Here is an 11,888-nt window from a genome sequence, read left to right on the forward strand (position 1 = left end):
GAAATTCATATCTGTGACCTTTTTATTATATAGTATGACTTTCCGTTAGGATGAAATTTGGCGCTATATCGTGAGCTTCTGCCTCGAAATAATCAATGATTTGGCAATCAAAAGCAAGAGCGATGGTCTCAAGATTAGGGTGATTTTTTAAATACCGGTCATAAAATCCTTTGCCGTATCCAATTCGATGCTTATGCTGATCAAAAACGACACCTGGCATAATCAATAATGCATGAGATGGTTCAATTAATACTTCGGTTTTAGGTTCAAGAATATTAAAAGCGCCTAAACTTAACTCACTAAAATCACGACACTCATAAAAATTCATCTCATCACCTTGAATTTTTGGAAGTCCAACTCGTTTATTAAGTGTCCAGGCTTTCTCAATTAACCGAATGGTTGAGACCTCACTTTTAATTGGCATGTAAACTAAAATTGTCTCAGCCGCTATAAATCGTTTATCAGTCATTAATCGCTGACAAATAAGTTCGCTTTTTTTGGTTCTTTCGCAATCTGAAAGAGCATCTCTTTTTTGTAAAATTTCCCGACGAATAATCACTTTATTCTTCATAAAATTCACCTCATTATTTTATCATATACGAAATCTTTATTTTTAGAAACAATCAGATCTCAAGTAGCTTCAAAAATCTGTATATTAGGTATGAATTTAATACTATATCCTAAATGATTAATACCCAGATATTAAAACTGAGTTTTAGTTATTTAAATTCGTTGATATCTTGATGAACGATAGTTTAGATAAGCTTTTCTTCTATAGAAAATTAATCGGGACTTATATATTTTAGAGGGCAGATACGTATAATTAATTATGAGGTAAGGAGGCGATGGAACTTGGAGTATTTTGGATTTCTAGCTTTCGTTATAATACTTGTTTATAGTAGCTATCCAGCACGTGTTCAAATACTTGAAAAACGGATTAATAAACTCAAAAGAAATTTAGAGGGGGATCAAGTAATGTCAAAGATAATTCGTGATTTAGTTGGAAAACACTGCATCATGAGTTGTGAAGGAGCATTAGCCTTTGCAGGAAAAGTGAATTTTGAATGTGAAATAATTGATGTTGATGAAGAATGGATTAAGATAAGTTTCACAGATCAAAAGAAAAAATTAACGACAAAAATCATTAGAATTGAAAGCATTGATCATATTGATTTAATATAAAGTAAAAAAAGGCTTTTCTTAGAAAATATCTAAGAGAAGCCTTTTTATTCATTTGAAACTTTTTGTCGATACTGTGCAGGAGTTAATCCTGTAAGTTTTTTAAATGTAGAACTATAGTAATTATGATTATTGAATCCGACTGCTAGGGCTACTTCTAAAATACTATATTGGTTATCTTTTAAATACTGTTTACTTTTTTCAATTCGTACACGATTCAAAAAATGTGAAAATGTCATGCCCGTCTCCGATTTGAAAATGGAACAAAAATAACTTTTATTAAGGTTTAAATACTGGCAAACCTCATCTAGTTTAATATCTTTTTCATAATATTTGTGAATAAAATAGATTCCTTCTTTAACAGAGGAATGAAATTGATGTTTTTCAAACAGGCGATGACGAACAATACTTTCAAATAATTTTCCGATTGATTTTAAACAGCAATGTGGTTTAAATGGAATATTGCTATTTATTAAATTTTCATCACTATGAAAGGGTCCTATTACGAATAATCCTTTTTGTTGTTTATATTGGTAAAGAGGAGAAAGAATGAAGTGAATTTTTTCATCTCGACAAATGTAAATTAATGATGAACTAGATGATTGATAGTCGTCAAAAAGATTAGAAGAATCTAATATCTTATTAAGATTTGGTGTCATTGCATGATTCAAAATCATTTTTTTTTGTTCATTAAAAAAAGAGATTGGAATGGTTAAACAATGATAAAAATCAGATAACACTTGTTGGATTTTATCCATATGATTTCCCCCAGAATAGTTAGTTTTCAAAAACAAATTAATATAGTTACAAAAATTCTATATATTGTTCAAGCAAGTTTTAATTGGCTACATTATAATAACTATTGATAATGATTATCAATTATGTTTTATATTATGCAACAAAATAAGGAGAAAAGCAATGAGAAAAATCGCTATTTATGGTAAGGGTGGAATTGGAAAATCAACAACGACCTCTAATTTATCAGCTGCTTTATCAACACTCGGATACAAAGTCATGCAAATTGGATGTGATCCAAAAGCTGACTCAACAAAAAATTTAATGAATGGGAAATTTATTCCAACCGTTTTAGAGGTCATGAATCAAAAGGGAGATGACACAAAACTTGAAGATATTGTCTTTGAAGGTTATAACGGTGTTTTGTGTGTTGAAGCAGGGGGACCAACTCCTGGAGTTGGGTGTGCAGGCAGAGGAATTATTGCCGCTTTTGAGAAACTTGAAGAATTAAAAGCATTCGAATTTTATCAACCTGATATCGTAATTTATGACGTTTTAGGTGATGTTGTTTGCGGTGGATTTTCAATGCCTATTCGCAACGGATATGCAGAAGAAGTTTATATTGTAACATCAGGAGAAATGATGTCGATGTATGCTGCTAGTAATATATCAACAGCCATCAATCAATTTAAAAATCGAGGCTATGCTAGATTAAAAGGCTTAATTCTCAACGCTAAAAATGTTGAAAATGAAGTTGAATTAGTTGAAAAATTAGCAACAGAAATCGATAGTCAGATTTTCCATTACATCCCACGTGATAAAGATGTACAACTATCAGAAAATGATGGGAAAACAGTTATTGAAAAGATTAAAGAGAGTCAAATGGCGAATGTGTATTTAGAATTAGCAACTAAATTAACACAGGCTATTTAAATATCAAAATATCGGAGGAAGAGTTATGAAGTTTAAACATTTATTATCAATGATCTTAGTATCAACAACATTATTAGTCGGATGTCAATCATCAAAAGGAACAGAAGTAGAAGAGCAAATACCAGTTGTGGATGAGACATCATCAAGTACAAAACAAGAGGAAGAAACAACAGATGTTGAAAAAGAAGTAGAAGAAATCAAAGTTGTTGCAGCAACTGTATCGGCAACACAAGTGTTAGCAGAATTAAATGCAGAAGTTTTAGGAGTACCAGCAACATCACAAACATTACCTGATGGATATCAAGATTTACCGCAAGTTGGACAAGCAATGAATCCAGACTTAGAAATTGTTGCATCATTAAACCCTGATTTATTTATCATGGATGCTAGCTTTAAATCAAGTGTAGAGGAACGTTTAACTGAGTATGGATTGAATACCTTCTTCTTTGAAACAGGAACATACACTGCGTTTTTAAATAGTATTAACGAATTAGGGAATGCGATTAATCGTCAAGATGAAGCAACAACTTTATTGAATCAATTAAAACAAGCTGAGGAAGCTGCTTTAGCAAATAAAACAGAACAAGCCCCAACAGTTGCGATCATCTTTGGTGCTGGTGACAACTTCATGTTAGCAACAGAAAGTTCTTATTTAGGAGACCTTGCAAAAACATTAGGTGCGATTAATATTGCATCAGAGATTGATACAAACATTGAATCAGCATATATCCAATTCAGTTTAGAACAAATTTTAGCACAAAATCCTGATTATGTTTTACGCTTTGCCCACGGAAATATCGAAGAAACATCTAAAATGTTCGATGAAGCATTTGATAAAAATGAAGCTTATCAACAATTAGATGCGGTTGCAGATGGGAAAGTTTATGATTTAGATTCAACTATCTTCAATGTTTCAGCAAATTTAAAAGTAACAGAAGCAATCACAAAACTTGGAGAAATCTTATACGGTAACTAAAAATGAGAATAGATAAAAAATATATCATTATTATCTTATCTTTCATCACTTTACTGAGTTTGATTTTTGTCTTTTCAACGGTGGGGAGTGTTAATTTAAGTTTAGGTGAAATTTTAAGTGCCTTAAAAAATAACGATAACAAGGTTGTGACAACCATTGTTTATAAAATGCGATTACCACGAAATATTTTAGCGACATTAGTCGGAGCAAATTTAGCTGTTTCAGGAATTTTACTCCAATCAGTGATGAAAAATCCACTTGCAGACCCAGGAATTACAGGGGTTTCAAGTGGAGCTAGTGTCGCAGCAATTGTCATTTTATTAACAGCCCCACAATTAGCAAGTATCTTACCTGTTGCTGCCTTTATTGGAGGATGTGTTGCTTGTGCATTAGTTTTTATGATGGCATGGAAAAATGGATTAAAGCCTGAACGTGTTGTTTTAGCAGGGGTTGCTATTAATACGATCTTAGGAGGCTTTATCTCATTATTATCCACACTATATAGTGATAAAATTCAAAGTGCGATTTTATGGCTAAATGGGAGTCTTGCAACAAAAACATGGCAAGATGTTCACATGTTAGTTTGGTATTCCGTCATTGGACTAATCTTGTCTTTATTTTTAATTCGAAGTGCGAATGTTTTACAACTTGGAGAAGAATCTGCGACAAATTTGGGATTCAATGTGAATCGAACGCGACTTATTATTTCACTAGTTGCTGTTTTCTTAGCAGCTACCTCGACTGCTGTTGTTGGAATTATTAGTTTTGTCGGATTAATTGTTCCACATATTTCAAGAATGTTAATGGGAAGTGATCATAAATATACGATTCCATTTAGTATGGTCCTTGGCGGAATTGTACTTTTAATTGCAGATACACTTGCAAGAACAGTAGGTGGTTCAATTGAAATTCCAGTAGGGGTAATTATGTCGATTGTAGGCGGTCCATTCTTTTTATATTTATTAAGAAAAAGGGGGAACTGATGTATGATTGAAGCAAAGAACTTAACAGCTGGCTATGAGGATAAAATCATTATTAAAGATTTGAACTTAAAAATTGAAAAAGGACAAGTGGTCTCGATTATTGGTCCAAATGGGTGTGGAAAGTCAACGTTACTTAAAACATTATCACGTATGATTAAACCAATGGGAGGGGCTGTTTTACTGGAAAATAACGAGCTGTCCAAACTTAAAAATAAATTTATTTCTCAAAAAATATGTTTGTTATCACAACATAATTTAGCACCGACTGATTTAACCGTTGAGCAACTTGTTTATTTTGGTCGCTTACCGCATAAGAAATGGTTTGAATGTAAGACGACAGAAGATCAAGAATTAGTAGAATGGGCAATTGAACAAACAGGGCTAGCACACTATAAACATAAACCTATTGGGTCCTTATCTGGTGGTGAACGACAAAGGGCCTATATTGCACAGGCCCTTTGTCAAACACCTGATGTTTTACTGCTCGATGAACCAACGACTTATCTTGATATTTCACACCAACTTGAGCTTATGGAACTTGTGCGTGAAATCAATGAGAAATTCAAGATAACCATTGTGATGGTATTACATGAACTTAACCAAGCTAGCCGATATAGTGATCGATTAGTGATTATGAAACAAGGAAGAATCGTATCAGATGGAACACCGGTAGAAACCATTAATCAAGAGATGATTAAGCATGTTTATCAAATTGAATGTGATATTGATAACGATCCTATTTCAAATAAACCGCGTATTCATCCGATTCAAACGATTAAGACCGCTTAAAGGAGGATCGTTATGTATACATTAGAGAGTTTAAATCGTCTGAGTGAAATTAAGACGGACCAAGATATTAAAAGTTTATCACATGCTATTTTCCCAGGAACACATTGCCCTTTATTTGGCGTTGCCTTAACGGCATCTTATGTTAAAAATATGACAATGATTGTCATTGGAACAAGTGAATGTACGTACTATACGAAAAACTTTGCTTATCATCGTCAAAAAGGAAAAGATAGTGTTTATTCATTAGTGCTTGATGATAAAGAAGTCGTATTTGGTGCCGTGGCACAGGTTGAGAGGGCAGTAAAAGAGATTATTGAAATAGAACATCCTGATGCAGTCATGCTCGTTACGACATGTGTTCCAGAGTTAATAGGGGAGGATTATTCATCTATTCCTTATACACTTGAGGAAGAGGTAGGGATTCCGATATTTGTTGTGAACACTGAACATTTTAAATGTAATTCACATATTCCTGGTATGTCACGAGCCTTAAAGTCTTTAAGTCATGCGATGGAAAAAGTTGAGGTACAAGAAGGAGTTAATATTATTGGACATCGTCAGGATAAGGTAGAGGAAACAGAACTTGTACAGTTATTAAAAAAATATGATGTTCAAATCCAAACCGTTATCCCTTCAAGTTGTACAATAGCTGAAATAAAAAAGGCTTCAACTGCTAAGTTAAACATTGTTACAGATATGATTGGATTAGATTTAGCGAAAGAAATGAAGCGAAAATTTAATATTGAGTATCTATACTTTGATAAGCATTTAAATGTAGAGACTATTTCTAAAAATTATGAAGAGTTATCGAAAATACTTGAAATTGATTTTTCACGAGATTTAAAACAAGTTAAGGCACGTTACGAACAGTTAGCCATGAAATGTTATTCACTATTAAAAGGGAAAAAATTAATTTATGGAAATACGCCAATGATGGCACTTGAAATGGTCGATTTCTTAAGTGATTTAGGCTTAGAACCCGTCTTTGTTCAATTACGAGAATTATATGAGCAAGATTCACCTTATAAGGAGAGTTTATTAGACAAAGGCTATAATCCTTATATTAGTCGTATTGCAAATATTGCGCCATTACGAGAGTTATACGATACGATTGGGGCAGATTTGTATGTAGGTCATGAAAGTCCAATGTTATTAAAACAAAAAGGAATGATGCAAATGACCTTTGATGCTCACGCTCAAAAAATCGGTTATGAGCTCCCAATTGGTGTCATGCAAGATATGATTAAGTTAATGACTGAAGATTCTAAACCAATGGGAGGTGGCAAACATGCAGCTATGTAAATATTATCCGGTTGCAAATGATCGGATGGGATCGATTTGGACGCTTTGTTCGATTAAAGATACCTGTATCATTGAGTTTGGCCCTGCAGGAACAACTCACTATGCAGTTGAGGGAATTGGAAGTTTGAATGCAGGGGAAGGTTCTCGTATTTATTCAACCCATATGGATCAAAGTGATGTAACGTTTGGAAAGTATGATCGATTAGAAAAAGCTATTTTAGAGGTTGATGAGAATATTAAACCTCGATACATTTTTTTCATGGCTTCTTCGATTTCCTCAATTATTGGTGCGGATATTGAGAGTGTGTGTAGCGATTTACAAAGTCAAGTTCAGTCTAAACTTATTGCCATCACGACTGGAGGGCTTAAGCATCAATATCATATTGGAGTTGAACAAACATTAGAATTACTCGTGAAGAAGTTAGTTGGTGATTATCCTCGTGATGTTAATAAATATAATATTTTAGGCTGTACGATTGATAAATATAATTATGCTTCTGATGTTGAAGAAATGAAACGTATGATGAAGCTCTTCTTTAACAAGGAAGTTCAAACAGTTTTCACATGTGAGACAACTGTTGAAGAAATTGAACAGGCTAGTCGTGCGTCTTTAAATATTGTTATGCGCAAAGAAGCCTTGAAAGCTGCTAAGTGGATGAAGAAAACTTACGGAATTCCGTATATTTATCACCATGTATATGGCCTTCAAAATACGATTGATTTTATTGAAGCAGTTAATAAAATCGATGGGTATGAAGTGAATCGAGAGTATCTAAATGCAGAAGTTGAAGCAGTAAAAAAGCATTTGTTTAGTTTAAAACGTAAATTTTTATTTTATAAAGAAACAAAGGAATGCGCGATTTTTGGTGACTATGATACGGTGCTAGGATTTGACGCTATTTTAAAAGAGCTAGGACTTGCTACTGATCGTTTAGAAGTATTGTACCAAACGGAAGTAGAAGCAGATTGGATATCTGGTCGCCCTGAATTAGAAAGAATAAAATATTTAAAATCTAAAGAACTATTCATGATTTGTGGAGATGGTCCAAGCTTAGAGATGGAACATCAAGCTAAATTAGAGTTACAGGTTAGTAACCCTAATTTAAATCAAGTTTTGATTTATCCATATACGCCCTATATGGGATTTAGAGGGATGCTTTTCGTTATTGAAAAAATATTAAATATCAAATAGTAAGGATGTAAGAAATGGAAACATTATTAAATCAGAAAAGTTTAATGATTAGTTCATTAAATGAAAATAAAATGCCTGAAATTAGTTATGCACCTTTTATGATGAAAGATCAAAAAATCTATATTTATATTAGTAAGGCTGCTGCACATTATCATAATTTAGTGCAAAATCCACAGTGTTCAGTCATGCTAATTGAAGATGAAGCAGATTGTAAAACGGTCTTTGCAAGAGAACGCGTTTCTTTTGAATGTATAGCTTCAAAAGTTGAGTCAAGCAAGGAGTTATTAGAATTATTTGATGGACGACAAGGAGCTCAAATGATGATGGTTTTAAAAACATTAGACTTTGATTTCTTTGAGTTAGTCCCACTTAAAGGTCGGCTTGTTAAAGGATTTGGACAGGCGTTTAACATTTCTTTAAACAATGGTGAGTTTCAATTAACACAAGTCACATCAATAGGGCATAAATAAGAAAAACTCTCGCACATCAGGGCGAGAGTTTCTCTTATTCAATACCTAACATTTGACCATCTAATTCAAACATTTTGAGATGTTTAACTCTTTTAAAAAACGCTATAATTAGTCATGATTTAGTAAAAGAGGGGATAAAAAGATGAAGAGAAATAAGAGGGATTATGTTTTGTATTTGATAGGTATTATGATGTTAACACTTGGGGTTTCGTTGACGGTACAATCTGATTTAGGAGTAGGTTCGATTGATTCAATTAATTTCGCTTTGGCTCACCGACTTAATATTAACCTTTCAATTGTTATTTTTGTCATGGCTTTGTTAGCAATTGCGATTTCAACTTGTATCAGATGTGAAAGACCAAAGTTCACAACGTTGATTACGGCTTTTTTTATGGCTATCGGAACTGAGTTTTGGGTGTTTGTTGTGAGTCCTATTGTACCTGAAACGTTAATGCAAAAAATTGTAGTATTTAGTATCGCTGTTATTTTGGTCTGCACAGGATTAGCACTTTACTTAAAGCCTAAATTACCGGCTCATCCAAATGATGATATTACGGTTTCTATTAGCGAAGTAAGTAACCTGAAAATTGGAACAGCTAAACTAATGATGGATGCTATTTGTATGATTATTGCTTTGTTATTGCAAGGTCCTATTGGGGGTGGAACAATTATTTTGACTCTGTTTGTAGGGCCTGGGGTTAATTTAGCAACGTATTTACTAGAAAAATTACCTTTCATTAATGACTTACAACCTTATCATATACAGTAAAAGCCAGGCGATCCTGGCTTTTTAATGGTTTAAATGACGGTATTCACTTGGTGAAATCCCATTTGCTTTTTTAAAAGCTTTTGAGAAAGCAAGGGGATCACTGTATCCACAAGAGTGCGAAATATTAGCGACAGATAAATCGGTTTGAAGTAATAAATCTGCCGCCTTAGTCATTCGAAATTGAATCAAAAAGTTCTGGGGGGACATTCCTAAATGCTTTTGAAAAAGTGAAGTTAAATAAGTGCGATTTAAACATAGATAGTGGGAAATATCGCTCACTTTAATATAGTTAAAGTAATTATTTTCGATAAATTCAATGGCCTTACTCACATAGTGATTATCTTCTTGAAGGCTTGGTTGTTTTGTTTGAATATGACTCGATTCTGAGAGTTTAGAAAGAAGGAGATAAAGAAGCCCTTGATATTTTAATTCGTTCGCATGAGTTGATTTATTACAATTTAACATCTCTGCGACATAGGACTTCAAGGTTTCACAATCATGGACATTTAATACTAAGCGATTATCAATAAAACCAGCATGTTCTAAATATTTTTTTGCCATCTGTCCATCGAAGCCAACCCAAATATAAGTCCAAGGATCTTCTTGGTCAGCTTGATAAAAAGTTAATTCATTAGGGCGGATTAAGAAGCATTGATCTTTTTTAATTTCGTATTTTTGATCATTTAAATAATAGGCACCTTTACCTTTTAAAACAAAATGAAGTAAAAATGTTGGACGGATAGCTGGACCATACGAATGTCCAGGTTCGCATTCATGCATTCCACAATAACAAAAAGCTAAATCTCTGTATGGTTGTGGATCAATTGTTAAGCTAAATTGTTCCATGAAGAAAGCCCCCTAAATGTATGAATTGAAATAAGTATAGCACATCTAATGGAAGGTAAAAATAGATAATTTTATATATAACTCAAAGCTATATCTAAAAAATGAAATTTAAATTTAATTCAAAAGTTGGATATATTTTTAATGATTTGATAAATTTTTTAGAGGTAATCTTCATTTTTTTAAGCTGATTAAAGTGCGGAAAGGGATAAGGTTCGTATAGTAGAAAAATAAGGGATCAGTTGTGTGATTTAGTTAGCCAATTCAATAGTTTTTTTATTTTACGTAATTTAGTTTAATTCACCAAAATTCAATTTTTTTCGCATAAATCTGATGTTGATTTAAATACTAAAGATAGTAGCGTGACTCTAAAGAGGCTACCAATAAAAGTAAGATTGATTAGAGGTGTAAAAGTTGAAAAGTGGAGTAAGACGCGTTGTATTAGTCGGAACAGGTTTTGTTGGAATGAGTTTTGCGTACTCAATTATTAATCAAGGTGGAATTGAGGAGCTAGTTTTAATTGATGTTAACCATGATAAAGCAGAAGGAGAAGCAATGGATTTAAGTCATGGTATTGCCTTTGCTCCTGATAAAACTGAAATTTGGGCAGGAACTTATGCTGATTGTGGTACTGCAGATATTGTTGTCGTATCAGCTGGTGTTAATCAACAACCAGGAGAAACACGTTTAGCTTTAGTTGAACGTAATGCTAAAATTATGCGCGATGTGGTTAAAAATGTGATGAAATCAGGATTTAATGGAATTTTATTAATTGCAAGTAATCCAGTAGATGTTTTAACATATGTTGCCTGGCAAGAATCGGGTCTTTCACGTCATCGTGTCATCGGGACAGGTACAACGCTTGATACAGCTCGTTTACGACATGAAATTGGTAAATATTTAAATGTGGATCCACGTAACGTGCATGGATACATTGTTGGGGAACATGGTGATACAGAAACACCTTTATGGTCTCACACAACAGTTGGGGTAAAACCTTTACTAGATATTATTCAAGACGATCCACAATATAAATTTGAAGATTTAGAGCAAATTTATGTGAATGTTCGTGATGCAGCATATCACATTATCGATCGTAAACGTGCAACTTATTACGGTATTGGGATGTGTACAACACGTATTGTCAAAGCTATTTTAAATGATGAAAATTGTGTTTTACCAGTTTCAGCTTATTTAAATGGACAATACGGAATTAAAGATATCTTCACAGGAGTTCCTGCCATTATTAATCGTAATGGAGTACGTGAAGTATATAATTTAAATATTACAAAAGAAGAACGCGATCAACTTCATAAATCAGTGGATATTTTAAGAGAAACACTTCAAACGGTCTTATAGTCAATTTAAGGAGGTATACTTATGTCAACTCATGATAAATATGAAAAGGTTGTAACAGATACAGAACATTTAGCTAAAAAAGTGGCAAATAAAGCTGAAGATTTAGCTGAAGATTTAAAATATGGAGCTAAAAAAGCAGCTCGTGGTGCTGAAGAGTTAGCGGAAGATATGGCTCACGGTATTTCAAAAGGTGCTAAAAAAGCAGCTCGTGGTGCTGAAGAGTTAGCAGAGGATATGGTACAAGGTGTTCAACATGCTTCTAAAAAAGTAGCTAATAAAACAGAAGATTTAATGGAGAAAGCAAAAGATTTTGTCGATAATATTAATCATCCAAATAATCATTTAGAACAATAATAAA

Annotated in this window: 14 protein-coding genes; 11 read left to right on the top strand and 3 right to left on the bottom strand. The window is 33.1% G+C overall.

Annotated features, from left to right (window positions below; genetic code table 11):
* Positions 1-25: 25 nt before the first annotated feature.
* On the bottom strand, positions 26-571 hold the full coding sequence (locus HMPREF9402_RS09195) for a 5-formyltetrahydrofolate cyclo-ligase (RefSeq protein WP_009607210.1): 546 nt from the start codon (positions 569-571) through the stop codon (positions 26-28).
* Between the two features lie 404 nt (positions 572-975).
* Between HMPREF9402_RS09195 and HMPREF9402_RS14005 the strand changes: the two genes are divergently transcribed.
* The gene (locus HMPREF9402_RS14005; RefSeq protein WP_006783733.1) at positions 976-1,182 is read left to right on the top strand and encodes a hypothetical protein; all 207 of its coding nucleotides are present in this window, start codon (positions 976-978) and stop codon (positions 1,180-1,182) included.
* Between the two features lie 44 nt (positions 1,183-1,226).
* On the opposite strand, the gene HMPREF9402_RS09205 is transcribed toward HMPREF9402_RS14005, so the two are convergent.
* Complete coding sequence (locus tag HMPREF9402_RS09205) at positions 1,227-1,937, bottom strand: helix-turn-helix transcriptional regulator (protein ID WP_009607212.1); 711 nt, start codon at positions 1,935-1,937, stop codon at positions 1,227-1,229.
* Between the two features lie 160 nt (positions 1,938-2,097).
* Between HMPREF9402_RS09205 and HMPREF9402_RS09210 the strand changes: the two genes are divergently transcribed.
* The 8 genes from HMPREF9402_RS09210 (at position 2,098) to HMPREF9402_RS09245 (ending at position 9,328) form a co-directional block, all read left to right on the top strand.
* A complete protein-coding gene (locus tag HMPREF9402_RS09210) occupies positions 2,098-2,847 on the top strand; it encodes a nucleotide-binding protein (RefSeq protein WP_006783735.1) in 750 nt (249 codons plus the stop codon).
* A 25-nt stretch (positions 2,848-2,872) separates the two neighbouring features.
* Positions 2,873-3,823 (top strand): helical backbone metal receptor, encoded by a 951-nt coding sequence (locus HMPREF9402_RS09215; protein ID WP_009607214.1) that lies wholly within the window; start codon positions 2,873-2,875, stop codon positions 3,821-3,823.
* A gap of 2 nt (positions 3,824-3,825) precedes the next feature.
* Positions 3,826-4,806: a FecCD family ABC transporter permease gene (locus HMPREF9402_RS09220; RefSeq protein WP_009607217.1), complete on the top strand. Its 981-nt coding sequence runs from the start codon at positions 3,826-3,828 to the stop codon at positions 4,804-4,806.
* A gap of 3 nt (positions 4,807-4,809) precedes the next feature.
* Positions 4,810-5,595: an ABC transporter ATP-binding protein gene (locus HMPREF9402_RS09225; RefSeq protein ID WP_006783738.1), complete on the top strand. Its 786-nt coding sequence runs from the start codon at positions 4,810-4,812 to the stop codon at positions 5,593-5,595.
* A 12-nt stretch (positions 5,596-5,607) separates the two neighbouring features.
* Positions 5,608-6,897, top strand: coding sequence for a nitrogenase component 1 (locus HMPREF9402_RS09230; RefSeq protein WP_009607211.1), 1,290 nt, complete (start codon positions 5,608-5,610; stop codon positions 6,895-6,897).
* On the top strand, positions 6,884-8,089 hold the full coding sequence (locus HMPREF9402_RS09235) for a nitrogenase component 1 (protein ID WP_009607209.1): 1,206 nt from the start codon (positions 6,884-6,886) through the stop codon (positions 8,087-8,089). Before HMPREF9402_RS09230 ends, HMPREF9402_RS09235 begins: the two co-directional genes overlap by 14 nt.
* Positions 8,090-8,103: 14 nt before the next feature.
* The gene (locus tag HMPREF9402_RS09240) at positions 8,104-8,559 is read left to right on the top strand and encodes a HugZ family pyridoxamine 5'-phosphate oxidase (protein ID WP_009607215.1); all 456 of its coding nucleotides are present in this window, start codon (positions 8,104-8,106) and stop codon (positions 8,557-8,559) included.
* A 142-nt stretch (positions 8,560-8,701) separates the two neighbouring features.
* Positions 8,702-9,328, top strand: a complete 627-nt coding sequence (locus HMPREF9402_RS09245; protein ID WP_009607213.1) for a YczE/YyaS/YitT family protein — start codon at positions 8,702-8,704, stop codon at positions 9,326-9,328.
* A 21-nt stretch (positions 9,329-9,349) separates the two neighbouring features.
* On the opposite strand, the gene HMPREF9402_RS09250 is transcribed toward HMPREF9402_RS09245, so the two are convergent.
* Positions 9,350-10,174, bottom strand: a complete 825-nt coding sequence (locus tag HMPREF9402_RS09250; protein ID WP_006783743.1) for an AraC family transcriptional regulator — start codon at positions 10,172-10,174, stop codon at positions 9,350-9,352.
* A 411-nt stretch (positions 10,175-10,585) separates the two neighbouring features.
* On the opposite strand from HMPREF9402_RS09250, the gene HMPREF9402_RS09255 reads away from it, so the two are divergent.
* Complete coding sequence (locus HMPREF9402_RS09255; RefSeq protein ID WP_009607219.1) at positions 10,586-11,530, top strand: L-lactate dehydrogenase; 945 nt, start codon at positions 10,586-10,588, stop codon at positions 11,528-11,530.
* A 21-nt stretch (positions 11,531-11,551) separates the two neighbouring features.
* Positions 11,552-11,884: a hypothetical protein gene (locus tag HMPREF9402_RS09260; RefSeq protein WP_006783745.1), complete on the top strand. Its 333-nt coding sequence runs from the start codon at positions 11,552-11,554 to the stop codon at positions 11,882-11,884.
* Positions 11,885-11,888 lie beyond the last annotated feature (4 nt).

This window comes from Turicibacter sp. HGF1, assembly GCF_000191865.1.
GTDB classification, from domain to species: Bacteria; Bacillota_I; Bacilli_A; order MOL361; family Turicibacteraceae; genus Turicibacter; species Turicibacter sanguinis.

Excerpts from the sequence above, each read along its gene's own strand:
- HMPREF9402_RS09195 (WP_009607210.1), bottom strand. The coding sequence starts at position 571 with ATGAAGAATAAAGTGATTATTCGTCGGGAAATTTTACAAAAAAGAGAT.
- HMPREF9402_RS14005 (WP_006783733.1), top strand. The coding sequence starts at position 976 with ATGTCAAAGATAATTCGTGATTTAGTTGGAAAACACTGCATCATGAGT.
- HMPREF9402_RS09205 (WP_009607212.1), bottom strand. The coding sequence starts at position 1,937 with ATGGATAAAATCCAACAAGTGTTATCTGATTTTTATCATTGTTTAACC.
- HMPREF9402_RS09210 (WP_006783735.1), top strand. The coding sequence starts at position 2,098 with ATGAGAAAAATCGCTATTTATGGTAAGGGTGGAATTGGAAAATCAACA.
- HMPREF9402_RS09215 (WP_009607214.1), top strand. The coding sequence starts at position 2,873 with ATGAAGTTTAAACATTTATTATCAATGATCTTAGTATCAACAACATTA.
- HMPREF9402_RS09220 (WP_009607217.1), top strand. The coding sequence starts at position 3,826 with ATGAGAATAGATAAAAAATATATCATTATTATCTTATCTTTCATCACT.
- HMPREF9402_RS09225 (WP_006783738.1), top strand. The coding sequence starts at position 4,810 with ATGATTGAAGCAAAGAACTTAACAGCTGGCTATGAGGATAAAATCATT.
- HMPREF9402_RS09230 (WP_009607211.1), top strand. The coding sequence starts at position 5,608 with ATGTATACATTAGAGAGTTTAAATCGTCTGAGTGAAATTAAGACGGAC.
- HMPREF9402_RS09235 (WP_009607209.1), top strand. The coding sequence starts at position 6,884 with ATGCAGCTATGTAAATATTATCCGGTTGCAAATGATCGGATGGGATCG.
- HMPREF9402_RS09240 (WP_009607215.1), top strand. The coding sequence starts at position 8,104 with ATGGAAACATTATTAAATCAGAAAAGTTTAATGATTAGTTCATTAAAT.
- HMPREF9402_RS09245 (WP_009607213.1), top strand. The coding sequence starts at position 8,702 with ATGAAGAGAAATAAGAGGGATTATGTTTTGTATTTGATAGGTATTATG.
- HMPREF9402_RS09250 (WP_006783743.1), bottom strand. The coding sequence starts at position 10,174 with ATGGAACAATTTAGCTTAACAATTGATCCACAACCATACAGAGATTTA.
- HMPREF9402_RS09260 (WP_006783745.1), top strand. The coding sequence starts at position 11,552 with ATGTCAACTCATGATAAATATGAAAAGGTTGTAACAGATACAGAACAT.